The 22,283-nt window shown below is 40.8% G+C and carries 21 protein-coding genes and 2 other annotated features (1 of these 23 running past the window's edge); all 21 genes read left to right on the top strand.

All coding sequences use genetic code 11. The features are described from left to right. Nucleotides 1–50 (top strand) — a binding site (T-box leader) (it extends 200 nt beyond the left edge of the window). A 51-nt stretch (nt 51–101) separates the two neighbouring features. The 21 genes from cysE to tuf all read left to right on the top strand — a co-directional run bounded on the left by cysE (nt 102) and on the right by tuf (nt 21,818). Beyond that, a complete protein-coding gene (gene cysE, locus COE25_RS19975; RefSeq protein WP_088084965.1) occupies nt 102–770 on the top strand; it encodes a serine O-acetyltransferase in 669 nt (222 codons plus the stop codon). Next, complete coding sequence (gene cysS / locus COE25_RS19970; protein WP_098933851.1) at nt 751–2,148, top strand: cysteine--tRNA ligase; 1,398 nt, start codon at nt 751–753, stop codon at nt 2,146–2,148. The genes cysE and cysS overlap by 20 nt, the downstream gene beginning before the upstream one ends. 3 nt (nt 2,149–2,151) lie before the next feature. Further along, nucleotides 2,152–2,571, top strand: coding sequence for a Mini-ribonuclease 3 (locus tag COE25_RS19965; RefSeq protein WP_098933850.1), 420 nt, complete (start codon nt 2,152–2,154; stop codon nt 2,569–2,571). Between the two features lies 1 nt (nt 2,572). After that, a complete protein-coding gene (gene rlmB / locus COE25_RS19960; RefSeq protein WP_088084968.1) occupies nt 2,573–3,319 on the top strand; it encodes a 23S rRNA (guanosine(2251)-2'-O)-methyltransferase RlmB in 747 nt (248 codons plus the stop codon). A 2-nt stretch (nt 3,320–3,321) separates the two neighbouring features. Continuing rightward, nucleotides 3,322–3,831: an NYN domain-containing protein gene (locus COE25_RS19955; RefSeq protein WP_088084969.1), complete on the top strand. Its 510-nt coding sequence runs from the start codon at nt 3,322–3,324 to the stop codon at nt 3,829–3,831. 114 nt (nt 3,832–3,945) lie between these two features. Further along, nucleotides 3,946–4,551, top strand: a complete 606-nt coding sequence (gene sigH / locus COE25_RS19950; RefSeq protein ID WP_251032888.1) for an RNA polymerase sporulation sigma factor SigH — start codon at nt 3,946–3,948, stop codon at nt 4,549–4,551. Nucleotides 4,552–4,660: 109 nt separating this feature from the next. After that, the gene (gene rpmG, locus COE25_RS19945) at nt 4,661–4,807 is read left to right on the top strand and encodes a 50S ribosomal protein L33 (protein WP_088084971.1); all 147 of its coding nucleotides are present in this window, start codon (nt 4,661–4,663) and stop codon (nt 4,805–4,807) included. Nucleotides 4,808–4,854: 47 nt separating this feature from the next. Further along, nucleotides 4,855–5,037 carry a preprotein translocase subunit SecE gene (gene secE, locus COE25_RS19940; RefSeq protein WP_088084972.1) on the top strand — a complete coding sequence of 61 codons (183 nt, stop codon included), beginning with the start codon at nt 4,855–4,857 and terminating at the stop codon, nt 5,035–5,037. Between the two features lie 320 nt (nt 5,038–5,357). Beyond that, the gene (gene nusG, locus COE25_RS19935) at nt 5,358–5,894 is read left to right on the top strand and encodes a transcription termination/antitermination protein NusG (protein ID WP_098933849.1); all 537 of its coding nucleotides are present in this window, start codon (nt 5,358–5,360) and stop codon (nt 5,892–5,894) included. A gap of 233 nt (nt 5,895–6,127) precedes the next feature. Then, nucleotides 6,128–6,553 (top strand): 50S ribosomal protein L11, encoded by a 426-nt coding sequence (gene rplK / locus COE25_RS19930; protein WP_007085303.1) that lies wholly within the window; start codon nt 6,128–6,130, stop codon nt 6,551–6,553. A gap of 102 nt (nt 6,554–6,655) precedes the next feature. Then, the gene (gene rplA / locus COE25_RS19925) at nt 6,656–7,354 is read left to right on the top strand and encodes a 50S ribosomal protein L1 (RefSeq protein WP_098933848.1); all 699 of its coding nucleotides are present in this window, start codon (nt 6,656–6,658) and stop codon (nt 7,352–7,354) included. A gap of 53 nt (nt 7,355–7,407) precedes the next feature. Further along, nucleotides 7,408–7,554 (top strand) — a sequence feature (ribosomal protein L10 leader region). A gap of 33 nt (nt 7,555–7,587) precedes the next feature. Continuing rightward, nucleotides 7,588–8,088 (top strand): 50S ribosomal protein L10, encoded by a 501-nt coding sequence (gene rplJ, locus COE25_RS19920; protein WP_098933847.1) that lies wholly within the window; start codon nt 7,588–7,590, stop codon nt 8,086–8,088. A gap of 58 nt (nt 8,089–8,146) precedes the next feature. Continuing rightward, nucleotides 8,147–8,506 (top strand): 50S ribosomal protein L7/L12, encoded by a 360-nt coding sequence (gene rplL / locus COE25_RS19915; protein WP_098933846.1) that lies wholly within the window; start codon nt 8,147–8,149, stop codon nt 8,504–8,506. A gap of 105 nt (nt 8,507–8,611) precedes the next feature. Next, on the top strand, nt 8,612–9,214 hold the full coding sequence (locus tag COE25_RS19910) for a class I SAM-dependent methyltransferase (RefSeq protein WP_098933845.1): 603 nt from the start codon (nt 8,612–8,614) through the stop codon (nt 9,212–9,214). Nucleotides 9,215–9,466: 252 nt separating this feature from the next. Next, on the top strand, nt 9,467–13,024 hold the full coding sequence (gene rpoB / locus COE25_RS19905; protein ID WP_098933844.1) for a DNA-directed RNA polymerase subunit beta: 3,558 nt from the start codon (nt 9,467–9,469) through the stop codon (nt 13,022–13,024). 216 nt (nt 13,025–13,240) lie between these two features. Continuing rightward, on the top strand, nt 13,241–16,840 hold the full coding sequence (gene rpoC / locus COE25_RS19900; protein WP_098933857.1) for a DNA-directed RNA polymerase subunit beta': 3,600 nt from the start codon (nt 13,241–13,243) through the stop codon (nt 16,838–16,840). A 246-nt stretch (nt 16,841–17,086) separates the two neighbouring features. Then, entirely contained in the window at nt 17,087–17,335 is a 249-nt protein-coding gene (locus COE25_RS19895; protein WP_098933843.1) for a 50S ribosomal protein L7ae-like protein, read from the top strand. A 101-nt stretch (nt 17,336–17,436) separates the two neighbouring features. Then, complete coding sequence (gene rpsL, locus COE25_RS19890) at nt 17,437–17,859, top strand: 30S ribosomal protein S12 (protein WP_026565517.1); 423 nt, start codon at nt 17,437–17,439, stop codon at nt 17,857–17,859. 40 nt (nt 17,860–17,899) lie between these two features. Further along, nucleotides 17,900–18,370 (top strand): 30S ribosomal protein S7, encoded by a 471-nt coding sequence (rpsG, locus tag COE25_RS19885; RefSeq protein ID WP_098933842.1) that lies wholly within the window; start codon nt 17,900–17,902, stop codon nt 18,368–18,370. A gap of 48 nt (nt 18,371–18,418) precedes the next feature. Continuing rightward, entirely contained in the window at nt 18,419–20,500 is a 2,082-nt protein-coding gene (gene fusA, locus COE25_RS19880; protein WP_098933841.1) for an elongation factor G, read from the top strand. A 130-nt stretch (nt 20,501–20,630) separates the two neighbouring features. Continuing rightward, nucleotides 20,631–21,818, top strand: coding sequence for an elongation factor Tu (gene tuf, locus COE25_RS19875; protein ID WP_098933840.1), 1,188 nt, complete (start codon nt 20,631–20,633; stop codon nt 21,816–21,818). Nucleotides 21,819–22,283 lie beyond the last annotated feature (465 nt).

Below are 22,283 nucleotides of genomic sequence, written 5' to 3'. Positions count from 1 at the left end.
ACGAGCTTTTCGGTCTAATCAGAGTGGAACCGCGCATAAGCGTCTCTGTCGTTAAGACAGAGGCGCTTTTTTGTTTACCAAACAATAGGGGGAGAATGGAAATGTTCAAGAAGTTGAGGGAGGACGTTGAGGTTGTTTTTGAACAAGATCCTGCAGCAAGAAGTTATTTAGAAGTCATCTTGACGTATTCAGGCTTGCATGCCATTTGGTCACATCGATTCGCGCATGCACTCTTTAATCGGAAATTCTATTTTCTAGCCAGGGTTATTTCGCAAGTAAGCCGGTTTTTTACCGGAATTGAAATTCATCCTGGGGCAAAAATAGGCAGAAGATTTTTTATTGACCATGGTATGGGCGTTGTTATAGGGGAAACGTGTGAAATTGGGGATAATGTAACTATATATCAAGGGGTAACACTTGGTGGAACGGGTAAAGAGAAAGGAAAGCGGCATCCGACAATTAAGGATAATGTCCTGATTGCCACAGGTGCAAAGGTGCTTGGTTCGATAACCGTTGGAGAAAATTCCAAAATTGGCGGCGGCTCGGTTGTTTTGATAGAGGTACCCCCTAACTCAACGGTAGTTGGGATTCCAGGGAGAGTGGTGATCCAGGATGGAAGAAGAATTACAAGAGATTTGAACCACTGTGACTTACCAGACCCTGTAGCAGACCGCTTAAGGGAAATGCAAAATGATCTGGATAAATTAATGCACGAACTCGAAGAATTAAAAGGAGAAAGGATAAAAGTCAATGGCCATTCAACTTTATAATACACTAACGCGCAAAAAGGAAACGTTCGTACCGCTCGAAGAAGGAAAAGTGAAAATGTATGTTTGCGGTCCGACGGTCTATAATTATATTCATATCGGTAATGCACGTCCGGCAATCGTCTTTGATACCGTTCGGCGCTATTTGGAATATCGCGGCTATGATGTTCAATATGTTTCCAATTTTACCGATGTCGATGACAAATTGATTCGGGCAGCCAATCAGTTAGGAGAAAGTGTTCCGGCGATTGCGGACCGATTTATCAATGCTTATTTTGAAGATGTGACGGCATTAGGCTGCCAAAAGGCAGATGTTCATCCACGGGTAATGGAAAACATGGACATTATCATTGATTTTATTAATCAATTAGTCGAAAAAGGCTACGCTTATGAATCTGCAGGGGATGTTTATTTCCGGACAAGAAAATTCGATGAATATGGTAAGCTATCGCATCAATCCATTGATGACCTGCAGGTAGGTGCAAGAATTGAAGTCGGCGATAGGAAACAAGACGACTTAGACTTTGCCCTATGGAAAGCGGCCAAGGAAGGCGAAATCTTCTGGGAGAGTCCGTGGGGACTTGGCCGGCCGGGCTGGCATATCGAGTGCTCGGCAATGGCGAAAAAGTATCTTGGCGAAACCATTGATATTCATGCCGGTGGACAGGATTTGACCTTCCCGCATCATGAAAATGAAATTGCCCAGTCAGAAGCACTGTCAGGAAAATTATTTTCTCGTTACTGGATGCACAATGGCTATATCAATATTGATAATGAAAAAATGTCTAAATCATTAGGAAATTTCGTCCTTGTTCATGACATTATTAAAAAACATAATCCGCAAGTGTTAAGGTTTTTTATGTTATCCGTTCATTACCGCAATCCGATTAATTACAGCGAGGAATTACTGGAGAGTACGAGAGCAGCATTTGAACGCATAACCACCTCTTATCAAAACTTAAAGCATCGGAAAGAAGCGAGTACTGACTTAACAGGTTCGAATCAGGTATGGCTTGAAGGTATTGCAAAAAGGCAAGAGGAATTTATTGAGGCAATGGATGATGATTTCAATACAGCTAAAGCTATTTCCGTTTTATTCGACCTTTCAAAACTGGCTAATTATTATCTTTTAGAAAAAAATACAGCTGTAGAAGTCATTGATTCCTTTACAAAACAATTTGAAAAGTTATTCCATGTCTTAGGGCTGACATTTGAAAAAGAAGAAATGCTCGATGAAGAAATCGATGCGCTGATTGAAAAGCGAATCCAAGCTCGAAAAGACCGTAATTTCCAATTGTCTGACCAAATAAGAGATCAGCTAAAGGAAATGAATATTATTTTAGAAGATACACCGCAGGGTACAAGGTGGAAAAGAGGCTAATTCATGCTTGAATATGAAAATACAGTGGATGTTAAACAATTGAATAGTCTCGCTCTTGCCTATATGGGTGACGCGATTTATGAAACCTATGTAAGGCGCCACCTTCTCTACAGCGGTAAGGTAAGACCGAATCAGTTACACCGCACAGGGACCACTTACGTGTCGGCAAAAGCACAAAGCCAAATTCTTTTTCAAATGATGGATCATAAACTGCTGGATGAAGAAGAATTAGCGGTGGTCATGCGCGGTAGAAATGCAAAATCAGGCACTGTTCCTAAAAATACAGATGTCCAAACTTATCACTACAGTACAGCATTTGAAGCATTGATGGGTTATCTGTATTTAACGGGTAAAAAAGAACGTTTAGAAGAGCTTATTAGCAGGGCATTTTCATATGTGGAGCAAAGAAAGGAGGAACGCTAGGATGGAACAACAAGAATATATTGTAGGCAAAAATCCAGTCATCGAAGCGCTTAAATCAGAAAGGGATATTAATAAAATATTAATTGCCGAAGGATCGCAGCGTGGCCAAATGCAGCAAATTACGCAATTAGCAAAAGAAGCAAATGTGATTGTTCAATTTGTTCCTAAGAAAAAAATTGACCAAATCGCGGATGAAAATCATCAAGGAGTTCTTGCCTATGTTGCTGCCTATCAATATGCGGAAATGGATGATTTGTTTGCAGCAGCAGAAAAGAAAAATGAACCGCCATTCTTTTTATTGCTGGACGAAATTGAGGATCCTCATAACCTTGGGTCGATCATGAGAACAGCCGATTCAGTCGGTGCACATGGCATCATTATTCCAAAGCGTCGGGCTGTCGGTCTAACAGCAACAGTTGCCAAAGCTTCGACAGGTGCGATTGAATATATCCCAGTGGTCCGTGTCACTAATATGGCGCGAACCATCGATGAACTTAAGGAACGAGGTATTTGGATTGCCGGAACAGATGCAAAAGGCAAAGATGATTACCGAAGATTAGACGGGACGCTGCCACTGGGCTTGGTGATTGGCAGTGAAGGAAAAGGCATGGGAAGACTCATCCGCGATAAATGTGATTTTCTCATTCATTTGCCAATGGTTGGTAAAGTAACCTCGTTAAATGCTTCTGTTGCGGCGGCTTTACTGATGTATGAGGTATATCGAAAACGACACACACTTGAGGGATAGTAATGGATATCCTGCTTGTGGACGGTTACAACATCATCGGAGCCTGGCCTGAACTAAGAGCTTTAAAGGATCATGATTTACCTGCTGCACGGGACCGCTTAGTGGAAAGAATGGCTGAATACCAAGCCTATTCAGGCTTCCGTGTGATTGTGGTATTCGATGCCTATTATGTACAAGGGACGGAAAAGAAGTATAAAAATCATAAAATAGAAGTTATCTTTACGAAAGAAAATGAGACGGCAGATGAGCGGATTGAAAAAATGGCCATTAGTTTAAGCAATCGAAGAACACAAATTCATGTAGCGACTTCCGACTTTACAGAGCAATGGGCTATTTTTGGACAAGGGGCATTAAGGAAGTCTGCACGTGAATTGCTCATTGAAATGTCTTCGATTGAAAGAGGCATCGAAAAGAAAGTGAAAACCATTCGAGAAAAAAGACCCGTTTCTAAAATAAAGATGAGTACGGAAATGGCAGAAATTTTCGAAAAGTGGCGCAGAGGACAAAAGTGAACGTGGACTTATAAAAAATTGTCATGTATACTATTACTATCTATGCTTGTTCGGTGGAGGGGATCTACTTTGAGTACGGACTTCGGAACAAAGGTCAACCAGCAGTTCCTGATAATGGAAGACGAAGGAATTGTTGATTTAGTGCACCAAGGTGATAGTGAAGCATTGGATTACTTAATCCATAAGTATCGTAATTTTGTACGTGCAAAAGCAAGGTCCTATTTTTTAATCGGTGCAGATAAGGAAGATATTGTCCAAGAAGGTATGATTGGACTGTATAAGGCAATTCGTGACTTTCGGGAGGACAAGCTTACCTCCTTCAAGGCATTTGCAGAGCTTTGTATAACTCGTCAAATCATTACAGCAATCAAAACCGCCACAAGGCAGAAGCATATCCCGTTAAATTCATACGTTTCATTGGACAAGCCAATCTACGATGAAGAATCGGACCGAACATTAATGGATGTTTTGTCAGGGACAAAGGTTCTTGACCCAGAGGAACTGATTATAAATCAGGAAGAATTTGACCATATCGAAGTGAAAATGACTGAATTATTAAGTGATTTAGAAAGGAAGGTATTGGCTCTCTACTTAGATGGTCAATCATACCAAGAAATTTCTGAAGAGCTAAACCGCCATGTGAAATCAATTGATAATGCCCTGCAGCGTGTCAAAAGAAAGCTGGAAAGATATTTAGAACTTCGTGAATTTTCACTTTGATGATTAAATTTGTCATATAATTGAACCATTCCCGAGGGTTATTGACAATAATTAGGACTCATGTTACATTTTTAAGGATATAATAGAAAATTGGGTAAAGGTGTCGACTATGAGTAAAAAAGTAATCCTTTCCTGTGCTGATTGCGGCTCGCGAAATTACTCGACGATCAGCAAGCAGACACAAACAGAGAGATTAGAATTGAAAAAATTCTGCAAAACCTGCACCACCCATACCATTCATAGAGAAACGAAATAATGATCATAGATTTTTGCAGTTATTTTTAGATCTTGGGGGTTACAGAAATGCAGCGCATAACTAAATTCTTCAGTGATATTTTCCGTGAGATGAGAAAAGTTAGTTGGCCAAAACGTGGGGAACTAACTCGCTCGACGCTTACTGTACTATCGACCGTTGTTTTTTTTGCAGCGTTCTTTGCGGTTCTAGATTTAGGGATTTCAAAATTGATTCGCTTAATTCTTGAATAATAAATCAACTTTCATGGTATAATGGTGATTAATAAAGCAATTTTTATCTAAAGCCCGTTTCACGGGTTTTTTGTTTGTTTGGAAATCATGAAATAATTATTATGGATATCTTGGAATAGTTCCCTGAATCCAGCTCCAGCGCCCAGCGGCTAGTGGACTTCGCTCTCCGCCCTACGATAAGTCAACATCGAATCGCTAACGCTCTCCGTGTTTCCTTTATCTCAGTTGGAGTGCTCCAGTCCATACGCAGCTAAACGGGCGCTTGCGCCTTTTGTTTTTGAATAAGAAATAGGGAGGGACGGACGTTCAAGTCCTCTTAAATGGAAAAAAATTGGTATGTTTTACATACTTACTCAGGTTATGAAAATAAGGTAAAAGCAAATTTAGAAAAACGAGTCGAATCGATGGGTATGACAGATAAGATTTTCAGAGTAGTTGTCCCAGAAGAAGAAGAGACTGAGATCAAAAACGGTAAGAAAAAAGTAGTAAAGCGCAAAGTGTTCCCTGGTTATGTATTAGTTGAAATTGTAATGACTGATGATTCTTGGTATGTGGTTCGGAATACACCGGGTGTAACAGGCTTTGTGGGTTCATCTGGTGGTGGATCGAAGCCCACTCCATTGCTTCCGGAAGAAGTCGTTGTTATTTTAAAACGCATGGGCGTTTCCGAAAATCGCGTCGATGCCAATTACGAGATTGGTGAAACGGTTCGCGTGAAGGAAGGTCCATTTGCGAACTTTACTGGGTCTGTGGAAGAAATGGATAAGGATCGTGCGAAACTGAAGGTTCTTGTCAATATGTTCGGCCGTGATACCCCGGTAGAACTGGATTTCACACAAATCGAGAAGCTAGATTAAGGCAAGCAGAAGTGCCTCAATTGCGGCGATATTCAAAGAAAATAATGTTATATTGTAAAAAAACTTGAAATCATTTTTAAAAAGTGGTAATATTTCATAGGTCAGTATGTCTCCTTGTGAGACAAGACTTATGTCAAGTTCTTTATGATCAATAGATAAAGACAGATGCCTGAGTGGGAGGATTCCTAACGGATTCCTATTACCACATCACGGACTTTAAGGAGGTGTGTCTCGTGGCTAAAAAAGTAATTAAAGTCGTTAAATTACAAATTCCTGCTGGGAAAGCAAACCCTGCGCCACCAGTTGGTCCTGCACTAGGTCAAGCCGGTGTTAATATCATGGGATTCTGTAAAGAATTTAACGCTCGTACAGCAGATCAAGCTGGTTTGATCATTCCTGTTGAAATCACGGTATTTGAAGACCGTTCATTTACATTTATTACGAAAACTCCTCCTGCTGCCGTTCTTTTGAAAGTAGCAGCTGGAATCCAGTCTGGTTCTGGTGAACCTAACCGTAATAAAGTAGCAACAGTAAAGCGTGATACAGTACGCGAGATTGCGGAACAAAAAATGCCTGACCTAAACGCAGCTAGCGTTGAAGCAGCAATGCGCATGGTCGAAGGTACTGCACGCAGCATGGGTATCGTCATCGAAGACTAATTCATGTAACTGTTCGTGTTGAATGAGTGGGGTTGCGTTTCTGCGCAACCTTTATTCGTGGGAGAATAATTCGCTAAAACCACAATCTAGGAGGAAATAAAAATGGCTAAAAAAGGTAAGAAGTATTTAGAAGCTTCAAAGCTTGTAGATCGCCTAAAGGCATATCCGATTGCAGAAGCAATTGATCTTGCTAAAAAAACAAACTTCACTAAATTTGATGCAACTCTAGAAGTAGCATTCCGTTTAGGTGTTGACCCTAAGAAAGCTGACCAACAAATCCGTGGTGCAGTTGTACTTCCAAACGGAACTGGTAAAACGCAACGCGTTCTAGTTTTCGCTAAGGGTGAAAAAGTAAAAGAAGCAGAAGCAGCTGGTGCTGATTATGTAGGTGATGCAGAGTACATCAACAAAATCCAACAAGGTTGGTTTGAATTTGATGTAATCGTAGCAACTCCTGACATGATGGGTGAAGTTGGTAAACTTGGTCGTGTATTAGGACCTAAAGGTTTAATGCCAAACCCTAAAACAGGTACAGTTACATTTGATGTGACTCGTGCGATTAATGAAATTAAAGCTGGTAAAGTTGAATACCGCGTTGACAAGTCTGGTAACATTCACGTGCCAATCGGTAAAGCATCTTTCGAAAACGAGAAGCTTGTTGAAAACTTCAGCACTATCTTTGAAACTATGCTAAAAGTGAAGCCATCTGCTGCAAAAGGAACTTACATGAAGAACGTAACTGTTGCTTCAACAATGGGACCTGGCGTTAAAGTTGATCCTTCATCTGTAGCAGTTAAATAAATTTTACCAATTGACAATCTATAATAGATTTTATATAATCTATTTTGTTGTTTAAAATAATAACATTTGTACTGTAGACAGCAGGTGCTCTAGCAGCTTAATTTCCTGCCGAGGTAATGCGATAGAATTAGCTGAACTTGTTCAGCTGTTGTATGCTGCCTCCATGTCACCGATTGATATGGAGGCTTTTATTTGCCTGGTATAAATGTAGATATTCTACAGGAGGTGTAAAGATGAGCAGTGTAATCGAATTAAAGAAACAAATCGTTGATGAAATTACTGATAAGTTAAAAGCTAGTGTTTCTACTGTTGTTGTTGATTATCGTGGTCTTTCAGTTGCAGAAGTAACTGAACTTCGTAAACAACTTCGCGAAGCAGGCGTTGAATTTAAAGTTTACAAAAACTCAATGGTTCGCCGTGCGGCTGAAGCTGCTGAACTTGCTGGATTAAACGCTGCATTAACAGGCCCTAACGCAATTGCGTTCAGTACTGAAGATGTAGTAGCACCAGCTAAGATCTTGAATGACTTTGCGAAAAAACATGAAGCACTTGAACTTAAAGCGGGTGTAATTGAAGGAAACGTTGCAACAGCCGAAGAAATTAAAGCTCTTGCAGACCTACCATCACGCGAAGGTTTACTATCTATGTTACTCAGCGTACTACAAGCTCCAATCCGCAACCTTGCTCTTGTTACAAAAGCAGTTGCAGAACAAAAAGAAGAACAAGGCGCGTAAGTTAGCCTGAATACGCATATCAAATAAATTTGAACGAAAACTAAGGAGGAAATTTATCATGACTAAAGAACAAATCATTGAAGCAGTTAAAACTATGACTGTTTTAGAACTTAACGATCTAGTAAAAGCAATCGAAGAAGAATTCGGCGTAACTGCTGCAGCTCCTGTTGCAATGGGTGGCGCGGCTGTAGCAGCTGTTGAAGAACAAACTGAATTTGATGTTATCCTAGCTAGCGCTGGCGATCAAAAAATCAAGGTTATCAAAGTTGTTCGTGAAATCACTGGTCTTGGACTTAAAGAAGCAAAAGACCTTGTTGACAACACACCAAAAGCTGTTAAAGAAGGCGTTTCTAAAGAAGAAGCTGAAGAAGTTAAAGCTAAACTTGCTGAAGTTGGAGCAAACGTTGAAGTTAAGTAATAATCTTATAAAAAAGCTCGCTGTATAAGCGGGCTTTTTTTGCCTTAACTAAATTTTTAGTCCTCGTTTATCTTCAATTATTAATATTCCTCGGAGGTGAGTCAGTTGTCTGAACACTACTATTCTCGTATGCAGAAGGTTGAAAGTGATCCTAAATTTTGGGATTACACTTTAAAAAATAACCAGTTCCGTTTTAAAACGGATAACGGTGTTTTTTCAAAAAGAGAAGTAGATTTCGGCTCACGTTTATTAATTGAGTCTTTTGAAATGCCGAATGCAGATGGATTACTCCTGGATGTAGGCTGCGGCTATGGACCAATTGGTCTTTCGATTGCGAAATCTTACCATGATCGTATGATACATATGATTGATGTTAATGAACGGGCAATTGCTTTGGCGAAGGAAAATGCAGAACTTAATCGGATACAGAACGTTAAGATATATGAAAGTGATCGTTTGCTGAATGTAAAGGAAAACACGTTTGCTGCTATTTTAACAAATCCACCGATTAGAGCGGGAAAAAAAACGGTTCATGATATTTTTGAACAAAGCTTCGAGCATCTTACATCTCAGGGTGAGCTCTGGGTTGTCATTCAAAAGAAACAAGGAGCACCATCCGCAATTGAAAAATTAAATTTTTTATTTAACCACGTCGAAACTATTGACAAATCCAAAGGTTATTTTGTCATAAAGGCACAAAAAAGTTGACTTGAAAATGTCACTATGATAGCATTATAAAATGCCATCATAATAATTTCCGAATTATTCCTTAAAACACTTAATTTCAATGTATAAAAAAGGGATATTAAGGAAATGATGACAAAATAATAGTCAAAATGTGAAAATGTGGTTTTTAGTAAAAAACCCTTTTTCTTTTTGTTTATTGGAAAGGAAGTAAAATTCTGATCCATAAACGCTTATAGATTTTAATAATAACGCTTGATTTGAGGGGTGAATCAGTTGACAGGTCAACTAGTTCAGTATGGACGACACCGCCAACGAAGAAGTTACGCACGAATCAGTGAGGTTTTAGAATTACCAAATCTTATTGAAATCCAAACCTCATCCTATCAATGGTTTCTTGATGAGGGTTTGCGTGAAATGTTCCAGGATATTTCACCAATAGAAGATTTTACTGGTAACCTATCACTAGAATTTATTGATTACAGCCTTGGCGATCCAAAGTATTCTGTTGAAGAATCAAAAGAACGGGACGTTACATATTCTGCTCCATTACGTGTAAAAGTACGTCTTGTAAACAAAGAAACAGGCGAAGTAAAAGATCAAGATGTTTTTATGGGTGATTTTCCACTTATGACTGAAACGGGTACGTTTGTCATTAACGGGGCAGAACGTGTTATCGTTTCACAATTAGTGCGTTCTCCGAGCGTTTACTTTAGTGGGAAACTCGATAAAAATGGAAAACGTGGCTACTCGGCTACTGTCATTCCGAACCGCGGCGCTTGGCTGGAATATGAAACAGACGCCAAAGATGTCGTATATGTGAGAATAGATCGTACTCGGAAACTGCCCGTTACGGTTCTTTTGCGTGCACTTGGCTTCGGTTCTGATCAAGAAATCATCGAATTGATCGGTGATAACGAGTACATCCGTAACACATTAGAGAAGGACAATACAGAAGGTGTTGACAAAGCGCTTCTAGAAATTTATGAGCGACTTCGTCCGGGTGAACCCCCTACTGTTGAAAACGCAAAGAGTCTATTAATTTCGCGTTTCTTCGATCCAAAGCGATATGATCTTGCGAATGTAGGTCGTTATAAAATTAATAAAAAGCTTCATATTAAAAACCGCTTATTCAACCAGCGCTTAGCAGAATCGCTTGCGGATCCTGAAACGGGCGAAATTATCGCTGAAAAGGGAACAGTTCTAGACAGAAGAAATCTGGATAGAGTGTTGCCAGCCTTAGAAAAGAATATTAATTTCAAAGGCTTCAATCCTTATGGCGGCGTAGTTGATGAGGAAATTACTCTTCAGGACATTAAGATTTATGCTCCTGGCGATGAAAATGAAAAAGTAATTAATGTCTTAGGTAACGCCTATGTGGCCGAACCAATTAAAAATATTACACCTGCAGATATCATTGCATCGATTAGCTACTTCTTCAATTTATTGCATGGAGTAGGCGATACAGATGATATTGACCATCTAGGAAACAGACGTCTTCGCTCTGTAGGAGAACTCCTACAAAATCAGTTCCGAATCGGATTATCCCGTATGGAACGTGTCGTACGCGAAAGAATGTCAATCCAAGATACAGCAACAATCACACCACAGCAATTAATTAATATTCGTCCGGTTATTGCTTCGATAAAAGAGTTCTTTGGAAGCTCGCAATTATCGCAGTTCATGGATCAAACCAACCCGCTTGCTGAATTAACACACAAGCGTCGTCTATCTGCATTAGGACCTGGTGGTTTAACGCGTGAGCGTGCCGGATTCGAAGTTCGTGACGTTCACTACTCTCACTATGGCCGTATGTGTCCGATTGAGACACCAGAGGGTCCGAACATTGGTCTGATTAACTCGTTATCATCTTATGCAAAAGTAAACCGTTTTGGGTTTATTGAAACACCTTACCGCCGTGTCGACCCTGATACAGGGAAGGTTACAAGCCGGATCGATTACTTAACTGCTGATGAAGAAGATAACTATGTTACAGCCCAAGCGAATTCTCGTCTAAGTGATGATGGTTCATTCGTCGATGAAGATGTTGTTGCTCGTTTCCGTGGTGAAAACACGGTAGTTAAACGTGAACGAATTGATTATATGGATGTATCGCCAAAGCAGGTTGTGTCTGCGGCAACAGCGTGTATCCCGTTCCTTGAAAACGATGACTCCAACCGTGCCCTTATGGGTGCGAACATGCAGCGTCAAGCAGTACCGCTTATGCAGCCAGAAGCTCCAAGAGTTGGAACGGGTATGGAATATGTATCCGGTAAAGACTCAGGTGCTGCGGTTATCTGTAAGCACGAAGGTATTGTTGAGCATGTAGAAGCACGTGAAGTATGGGTGCGTCGCATTAATGTTGTTGATGGTCAAGAGGTTAAAGGTAATCTTGATAAGTACCGTATGTTAAAATTCATCCGTTCCAATCAAGGAACATGTTATAACCAACGTCCAATTGTTGCTGTGGGCAACCGCGTAACAAAAGGCGAAATTCTTGCTGATGGTCCATCAATGGAACTTGGCGAATTAGCCCTTGGACGCAACGTCCTTGTTGCCTTTATGACATGGGATGGCTATAACTATGAAGATGCGATTATTATGAGTCAACGTCTTGTTAAAGATGATGTATACACATCTATCCATATCGAAGAATACGAGTCAGAATCTCGTGATACAAAGCTTGGACCTGAAGAAATTACACGTGATATTCCAAACGTGGGTGAAGATGCCCTTCGCAACTTGGATGAGCGTGGGATTATCCGTACCGGTGCTGAAGTTAAAGACGGAGATCTCCTAGTTGGTAAAGTTACGCCAAAAGGAGTTACAGAATTAACGGCAGAAGAACGTCTTTTACACGCAATTTTTGGTGAAAAGGCACGTGAAGTTCGTGATACGTCACTACGAGTTCCACATGGCGGCGGCGGAATTGTTCTTGATGTAAAAGTCTTTAATCGTGAAGATGGCGATGAACTGCCACCAGGTGTAAATCAACTGGTCCGTGTTTATATCGTTCAGAAGCGTAAGATTTCTGAGGGAGATAAAATGGCGGGACGTCATGGTAACAAAGGGGTAATCTCTCGTATTTTACCGGAAGAAGATATGCCATTTTTACCAGATGGTACTCCTGTTGATATCATGTTAAATCCACTGGGCGTACCTTCACGGATGAACATTGGACAGGTGCTTGAACTTCACCTTGGGATGGCAGCTCGCTACCTAGGTATTCATGTCGCTTCTCCTGTATTTGATGGAGCGCGTGAAGAAGATGTTTGGGGAACGATTGAAGAAGCAGGAATGGCTCGTGATGCGAAAACGGTCCTTTATGATGGCCGTTCTGGGGAACCATTTGATAACCGTGTCTCTGTAGGTGTCATGTATATGATTAAGCTCGCACACATGGTCGATGATAAACTCCATGCCCGTTCAACTGGTCCTTACTCACTTGTTACGCAGCAGCCATTGGGCGGTAAAGCTCAATTTGGCGGACAGCGCTTTGGTGAGATGGAAGTTTGGGCACTTGAAGCATACGGAGCAGCATACACACTTCAAGAAATTCTTACTGTTAAATCAGATGACGTTGTTGGTCGTGTGAAAACATATGAAGCGATTGTTAAAGGCGAAAATGTTCCAGAACCTGGTGTTCCTGAATCATTCAAAGTATTAATTAAAGAACTTCAGAGTCTTGGAATGGATGTAAAAATTCTTTCTGGTGATGAAGAAGAAATCGAAATGCGCGATACGGAAGATGACGATGACTTACAACAAGTCGATACGTTAAACATCGTTCCTGAGCAAGCATTTGAATCTGAAAAAGTCGGTTCAAAAGAGTAATAATATATGCTAGTTGGAGTGCAATCTGCACTCCAACTTAAATTGATTCCTAGCTGCAGCGCGCAACCCCTCGAGGTCATAAGCCAAAATCCTCCAGAAGGCAAAAGACGCCTTCTTGCGGATTTCGTCTTATGCTTGTCGGGGCTAAGACGCGCGCTTCCGCTTTATAACGCAATAAGGGTAAAACCTGGAGATATCAAAAGGGAGGTAGGCCCCTTGCTGGATGTTAATAATTTTGAGTATATGAAGATTGGTCTTGCTTCACCGGACAAAATCCGTTCATGGTCTTTCGGAGAAGTCAAAAAACCAGAAACGATTAACTATCGTACATTAAAGCCTGAAAAGGATGGTTTATTCTGTGAACGAATTTTCGGTCCAACGAAGGACTGGGAATGTCATTGCGGGAAGTACAAACGTGTCCGTTATAAAGGCGTTGTATGTGACCGCTGTGGTGTGGAAGTAACTCGTGCTAAAGTTCGTCGTGAACGAATGGGGCACATCGAGCTTGCTGCACCAGTTTCACATATATGGTACTTTAAAGGAATTCCAAGCCGAATGGGACTTGTTTTAGACATGTCACCAAGGGCTTTGGAGGAAATCATCTACTTTGCTTCTTATGTAGTGACGGAATCCGGTGATACAGCTCTTGATAAAAAGCAGCTATTATCTGAAAAAGAATATCGGGCATACCGTGAAAAGTACGGAAACAAATTCCAAGCTGCCATGGGTGCAGAAGCAATTAAAAAACTTCTTTTTGATATCGATTTAAACAAGGAAGTAGACGCCTTAAAAGAGGAATTAAAAAGTGCACAAGGTCAGCGTCGTACGCGTGCGATTAAACGCCTTGAAGTGCTGGAAGCATTCCGTGGTTCTGGAAATGAGCCTTCATGGATGATTCTTGACGTTCTTCCAGTTATACCTCCTGAACTTCGTCCAATGGTTCAATTGGATGGGGGGAGATTTGCGACATCTGACTTAAACGATCTTTATCGTCGTGTAATAAACCGTAATAACCGCTTAAAGCGTTTGTTAGATTTAGGTGCTCCAAGCATTATTGTTCAGAATGAAAAACGGATGCTTCAAGAAGCAGTTGATGCCTTGATTGATAACGGCCGCCGCGGGCGTCCAGTTACAGGACCAGGTAACCGTCCATTGAAGTCACTTTCCCATATGCTAAAAGGAAAGCAAGGCCGTTTCCGTCAAAACTTGCTTGGAAAACGTGTAGATTATTCTGGACGTTCCGTTATCGTTGTAGGACCAAACCTTAAAATGTATCAGTGCGGACTTCCTAAAGAAATGGCGTTAGAACTATTTAAGCCATTTGTTATGAAGGAACTCGTTGAAAAGGGCTTAGCGCATAACATCAAATCTGCAAAACGTAAAATAGAAAGAGTATCTCCAGATGTGTGGGATGTACTTGAAGATGTAATCAGAGAGCATCCGGTATTATTAAACCGTGCCCCTACATTGCATAGATTAGGGATTCAAGCATTTGAACCAACACTTGTTGAAGGCCGTGCGATTCGTCTTCATCCTCTTGTATGTACAGCATACAATGCGGATTTTGATGGTGACCAAATGGCTGTTCACGTGCCGCTTTCATCAGAGGCACAAGCAGAAGCACGATTATTAATGCTTGCAGCACAAAATATCTTAAACCCTAAAGATGGTAAGCCTGTTGTTACTCCTTCTCAAGACATGGTTTTAGGTAACTATTACTTAACATTGGAAAGAGATGGCGCTGTCGGTGAGGGAATGATTTTTAAAGACACGAACGAAGCAGTACTTGCTTATCAAAACGGCTATGTTCACATGCATACACGTGTAGCTGTCCATGCGGGCTCATTAGGAAATGAAACATTCACAGAAGAACAAAATAATAAGTTATTAATCACAACGGTTGGTAAACTTATTTTCAATGAAATTCTGCCAAAATCATTCCCGTATATTAATGAACCAACTAGACATAATTTGGAAGTAGAAACACCTGTAAAATATTTTGTTGAAAAAGGCGAAGACATTAGGGCGAAAATTCAAGAAATGTCATTAATTGATCCGTTCAAAAAGAAAATCCTTGGAAATATCATTGCTGAAGTATTCAAGCGTTTCAAAATTACCGAAACGTCAAAAATGCTTGACCGCATGAAGGACTTGGGCTTTAAGCATTCAACGAAAGCAGGACTTACGGTTGGTGTAGCTGACATTGTCGTACTTCCTGAAAAGCAGGAAATTCTTAAAGAAGCACAAGGTAAAGTAGATAACGTTTTGAAGCAGTTCAGACGTGGTCTAATTACTGAAGATGAGCGTTACGATCGTGTTATTGCGATCTGGAGTGCCGCAAAAGACACCATTCAAGGTAAACTAATGAAATCCCTGAATAAATCGAATCCAATCTTTATGATGAGTGATTCCGGTGCCCGTGGTAACGCATCTAACTTTACCCAGTTAGCTGGTATGCGTGGTCTAATGGCCAACCCGGCTGGACGAATTATTGAATTACCGATTAAATCAAGTTTCCGTGAAGGATTAACGGTATTAGAGTACTTTATCTCCACTCATGGTGCGCGTAAAGGTCTTGCTGATACTGCCCTTAAAACGGCTGACTCTGGTTACTTAACACGTCGTCTTGTTGACGTTGCACAGGATGTTATTGTCCGTGAAGATGATTGTGGAACAGACCGTGGCTTTATAATCAGTGCATTAAAAGACGGAACTGAAATTATCGAAGGATTGGACGAACGTCTAATTGGCCGTCATGCACGAACTGCGATTAGACATCCAGAAACCAAGAAGGTACTTGTTCCTGAAAATGGCTTGATTACTGAGGATTTAGCAGAAATTATTGTCGAAGCAGGTATTGAACAAGTAAAAATCCGGTCTGCGTTTACTTGTAATACCCGTCATGGTGTATGTAAGAAGTGTTATGGCCGCAACTTGGCAACTGGTCAAGAGGTTGAGGTTGGTGAATCTGTAGGTATTATTGCAGCGCAATCCATCGGTGAGCCGGGTACACAGTTAACAATGCGTACATTCCATACAGGTGGTGTTGCGGGAGACGATATTACTCAAGGTTTACCGCGTATCCAAGAGATTTTTGAAGCTCGTAACCCTAAAGGTCAAGCAGTTATCACTGAAATTGAAGGTGTGGTTGTTGGAATTAATGAAGGCCGTGATCGCCAACATGAAATTGTTGTTCAAGGTGAAGTTGAATCACGCACCTACAATGCTCCATATACAGCACGCTTAAAAGTGGCAGTAAATGATCATGTCGCTCGTGGTGAAGAACTAACTGAAGGTTCGATTGATCCGAAAGAGTTAATCCGAGTAAAAGATGTTACATCTGTTCAAGAGTACCTATTAAAAGAAGTACAAAAGGTTTACCGTATGCAAGGGGTAGAAATTGGTGATAAGCACGTTGAAGTAATGGTCCGTCAAATGCTGCGCAAGGTTCGTGTGGGGGATGCTGGTGAAACAGACGTTCTTCCAGGAACACTTCTTGATATCCATCAGTTTACTGATGCGAATGAAAAGGCATTGTTAGCTGGCAAGTTACCGGCTACAGGTCGTCCAGTATTACTTGGTATTACCAAAGCGTCGCTTGAAACTGATTCATTCCTATCTGCAGCATCGTTCCAAGAAACAACAAGAGTTCTTACCGATGCAGCCATCAAAGGTAAACGTGATGAATTACTAGGTCTAAAAGAAAATGTTATTATCGGAAAGCTGATTCCGGCTGGAACAGGGATGCCGCGTTATCGCAAAGCTGAGCCTGTACTCCGTGATACCACTTCTGAAGAAACAGTTACTATTGATTAATAAAATATGGTTAATGTCTAGCTCCAGCGCCTAGGGGCTCGAGGTCATAAGCCAATCCGTCGGGAAGGTTATAAAGCAACCTTCCCGTCGGCTCGTCTTATGCTTGTCGCCCCTGATCAAGGCGCTTGCGCTTTTCGTTATTCCTTATTTTAAGAAATTATTTAAAGTCGTGTTGACATCTATTTGTAAAGATGGTACTATATCAAAGGTGCTCCTATTCACCTGATACTTTGGAGGATATGAATTATGTCTTATGAAAAAGTATTGCAGGCACAAAAGTTCGTTATAGGAACAAAACAAACAGTCAAAGCACTTAAAGATGGTAATGTGCGAGAGTTGATTATAGCAAGTGATGCTGATGCGAAAGTAACAGCAGTAGTTGCTAAAGAAGCTCTTGATATAAATGTTCCTATCCTATATGTTGACTCGATGAAAAAACTCGGGAAGGCATGCGGGATTGAAGTTGGTGCTTCAACTGTTGCAATTATCAGCTAAAAGCGTTTTTGTAGATAGAATGTCTGCAGAAACTTTGTTTTTGCGAAAAAATGAACCACCTGGATGTGTGGGCTTACAAATAATGAAGGGAGGAAACACAAATGCCTACTATTAACCAATTAGTGCGCAAGCCTCGTCAATCTAAAGAGGAAAAGTCAAAATCACCTGCGTTAAATAAAGGTTATAACAGCTTCAAAAAATCACAAACGAATGTATCTTCACCACAAAAACGCGGTGTATGTACTCGTGTTGGTACAATGACACCAAAGAAACCAAACTCAGCGTTACGTAAATATGCGCGTGTACGTTTGACTAATGGTATCGAGGTAACAGCATACATTCCTGGTATTGGACACAATCTTCAAGAGCACAGCGTTGTTCTTATCCGTGGAGGACGTGTAAAAGATTTACCAGGGGTACGTTATCACATCGTACGTGGAGCGCTTGATACAGCTGGTGTAAACAACCGTATGCAAGGACGTTCTAAATACGGTACAAAGAGACCAAAAGCAGCTAAGAAATAAAACAACTTAAATAGAAGCTTCTTTGAAAGGAGGAAATATAATGCCACGTAAAGGTCCTGTAGCAAAAAGAGACGTGTTACCAGATCCACTTTATAACTCTAAATTAGTTACTCGTTTAATCAACAAAATGATGGTTGACGGTAAAAGAGGTAAATCACAAGAAATTCTTTACTCTGCGTTCGATACAATTCGCGAACGTACTGGCAAAGAGCCAATGGAAGTTTTTGAAGCAGCACTTAAAAACATCATGCCTGTACTTGAAGTTAAAGCTCGCCGTGTAGGTGGTGCTAACTACCAAGTTCCAGTTGAGGTGCGTCCTGACCGCCGTTCAACTCTAGGTCTTCGTTGGTTAGTGAATTATTCACGTAACCGTGGAGAAAAAACGATGGAAGAGCGTTTAGCTAATGAAATCATGGATGCAGCTAACAACACTGGTGCATCTGTTAAAAAGCGTGAAGATACACACAAAATGGCAGAAGCAAACAAAGCGTTTGCTCACTATCGTTGGTAATCTAACCTTCAATATAAAAACTTTCAAACTAGGAAGGAGAAAGACCCAATGGCAAGAGAGTTCTCCTTAGCAAACACTCGTAATATCGGTATCATGGCTCACATTGATGCCGGTAAGACGACTACCACTGAGCGTGTTCTTTATTACACTGGTCGTATCCATAAGATTGGTGAAACACATGAAGGTGCTTCTCAGATGGACTGGATGGAGCAAGAACAAGAGCGCGGAATCACAATCACTTCCGCTGCAACAACAGCACAATGGCATGGCCATCGTGTAAACATTATCGATACACCAGGACACGTAGACTTTACAGTTGAAGTTGAACGTTCTTTGCGTGTTCTCGATGGTGCAGTAGCTGTACTTGATGCACAGTCTGGTGTTGAGCCGCAAACTGAAACAGTTTGGCGCCAAGCAACAACTTACGGTGTACCTCGTGTAGTATTTGTAAACAAGATGGACAAAATTGGAGCAGACTTCTTATATTCAGTAGGAACAATCCATGACCGTCTTCAAGCAAATGCACATCCAATTCAGTTGCCAATCGGTGCTGAAGATCAGTTTGAAGCAATCATTGACCTTGTGGAAATGAATGCTGTATTCTACGGAAATGACTTAGGTACTGATATTGAAGTACGTGAGATTCCTGAAGAATTTAAAGCACAAGCTGAAGAATACCGTGAAAAGTTAGTAGAAGCAGTAGCTGAGTTAGATGAAGTATTAATGGAGAAATACCTTGGTGGAGAAGAAATCACTAAAGAAGAGCTTAAAGCAGCAATTCGTAAAGGTACTGTTAATGTTGAATTCTATCCAGTTATCTGTGGTTCAGCATTCAAAAACAAAGGTGTTCAGCTAATGTTAGATGCTGTTATCGATTACCTTCCATCACCATTAGATGTTCCTGCAATTAAAGGTCATGCTGTTGATGATGATGAAGAAATCGTTGAACGTCATTCTAGCGATGAAGAGCCATTTTCTGCTCTAGCATTCAAAGTTATGACTGACCCTTATGTTGGTAAATTAACATTCTTCCGCGTTTACTCTGGTACATTAGATGCTGGATCATATGTCCAAAACTCTACAAAAGGTAAGCGTGAGCGTGTAGGACGTATCCTGCAAATGCATGCAAACAGCCGCCAAGAAATCTCTAAGGTTTACGCTGGTGACATTGCTGCTGCTGTAGGTTTGAAAGATACAACTACTGGTGATACTCTTTGTGATGAGAAAAATCTTGTTATCCTTGAGTCTATGGTATTCCCAGAACCAGTAATTCAACTTTCAGTAGAACCAAAATCAAAAGCTGACCAAGACAAAATGACAACTGCACTTCAAAAACTTCAAGAAGAAGATCCTACATTCCGTGCACATACTGACCAGGAAACTGGACAAGTAATCATTGCAGGTATGGGTGAACTTCACCTTGATATTCTTGTAGACCGTATGCGTCGTGAGTTTAAGGTAGAAGCTAATGTTGGTGCGCCTCAGGTTGCATATCGCGAAACCTTCCGTGCTTCTGCACAAGTTGAAGGAAAATTCGCTCGTCAATCTGGTGGTCGCGGTCAATATGGACATGTTTGGATTGAATTCTCACCTAACGATGAAGGTAAAGGATTCGAGTTTGTAAACGGTATTGTTGGTGGGGTTGTTCCTCGTGAATACATTCCTGCTGTTCAAGCTGGACTTGAAGATGCACTAGACCGTGGTGTTCTTGCTGGATATCCATTAGTTGATATTAAAGCAAGATTATTTGATGGTTCATACCATGATGTTGACTCCTCAGAGATGGCGTTTAAAATCGCTGCATCAATGGCACTTAAGAATGCTGCTTCTAAGTGTAAGCCTGTTATTCTTGAGCCTATGATGAGAGTTGAAGTTGTTATCCCTGAAGAATATTTAGGAGATATCATGGGACAAATCACAGCTCGCCGTGGTCGTGTTGAAGGTATGGAAGCTCGTGGTAACGCACAAGTAGTTCGCTCTAGCGTTCCACTTTCAGAGATGTTTGGTTATGCAACAGCACTTCGTTCTAGTACTCAAGGACGTGGAGTATTCTCCATGCACTTCGATCACTATGAAGAAGTACCAAAGTCAGTTTCTGAAGAAATCATCAAAAAAAATAAAGGTGAATAATTGATTTTCACCTTATAATTAAGTATAACTACATTTGTAAGCAGTGGAAGCCGTGAATTTGGGCAACCCAATTCACGGCTTACATAAAAAACAAAACTTAAATTTTTATAATTTAGAGGAGGATTTCCTAATGGGTAAAGCTAAATTCGACCGTTCAAAACCACACGTTAACATTGGTACAATCGGACACGTTGACCATGGTAAAACAACTTTAACAGCTGCAATCACTTCTGTACTTGCTAAAACAGGTAAAGCAGAAGCACGTGCATACGATCAAATCGACGGTGCACCAGAAGAAAAAGAACGTGGTATCACAATCTCAACTGCACACGTAGAATATGAAACAGATGCTCGTCACTATGCACACGTAGACTGCCCAGGACACGCTGACTATGTTAAAAACATGATCACTGGTGCTGCGCAAATGGACGGCGGTATCCTAGTTGTATCTGCAACTGACGGCCCAATGCCACAAACTCGTGAACACATCCTTCTTTCACGTCAAGTAGGTGTACCATACCTTGTTGTATTCATGAACAAGTGTGACATGGTTGACGATGAAGAACTTCTTGAATTAGTAGAAATGGAAATTCGTGATCTATTATCAGAATACGACTTCCCTGGTGATGACACTCCAGTTATCAAAGGTTCTGCTCTTAAAGCATTAGAAGGCGAAGCTGCGTGGGAAGAAAAAATCAATGAACTTATGACTGCTGTTGATGAGTGGATTCCAACACCAACTCGTGACACTGACAAGCCATTCATGATGCCAGTTGAGGATGTATTCTCAATCACTGGTCGTGGAACTGTTGCTACTGGACGTGTTGAGCGTGGAGTAGTTAAAGTAGGGGACGTAGTTGAAATCGTAGGTTTCACTGAAGAGCCAAAATCTACTACTGTAACAGGTGTAGAAATGTTCCGTAAGCTTCTTGATTTCGCTGAAGCTGGTGACAACATCGGTGCCCTTCTTCGTGGTGTAGCACGTGAAGATATCGAACGTGGTCAAGTATTGGCTAAACCAAAGTCAATCACTCCACACACAAAGTTCAAAGCACAAGTTTATGTATTATCAAAAGAAGAAGGTGGACGTCACACTCCATTCTTCTCAAACTACCGTCCACAATTCTATTTCCGTACTTCTGATATCACTGGTATTTGTATGCTTCCAGAAGGTACTGAAATGGTTATGCCTGGCGACCACATCGAAATGACTGTTGAACTTATCGCTCCAATCGCTATCGAAGAAGGAACTAAGTTCTCTATTCGTGAAGGTGGACGTACAGTAGGTTCAGGTTCAATCACTACAATCACTGAGTAATTGAAAAGTGCAGCAACTTGATTGCTGAGCTGGACAATATACAAACATATAAAAAGCAGATGGATGACGATCCATCTGCTTTTTTTGTGTTTGTATATGTAAGAGATTATTGTGGGCTAATCTTGAGACAATTACTTTTTCGATTAAAAAATGTGTGGTATTGATAATAAGTATTTATAAAGCCTTTCTTGGAAAAATACTACCGATGTGGTCAATAAAAAGAGTTTATAAAGCCTATTCTAGCTAAAAACCACTGATGTGGTAAATATGAACGTTTTATAAATCCTGTCTGGCCAATAAACCAGTGAAACGGTCGTTAAGAAGGGTTTATAAAGCCTATTTTGCCTATTATTCACTCTGAATGGTGTATATGAACGGTTTATAAGCGCATCTGAGACAATAAACCAGTGAAACGGTCGATAAAAACCTATTTCGAGTCAGTATGCAAATTGAAGTCAACATCAG

Source organism: Bacillus sp. AFS031507 (assembly GCF_002584635.1).
Taxonomy (GTDB): Bacteria; Bacillota; Bacilli; order Bacillales; family Cytobacillaceae; genus Neobacillus.
The sequence above is the reverse complement of the archived record's forward strand: the minus strand, read 5'-3'. Positions and strand labels throughout refer to the sequence as shown.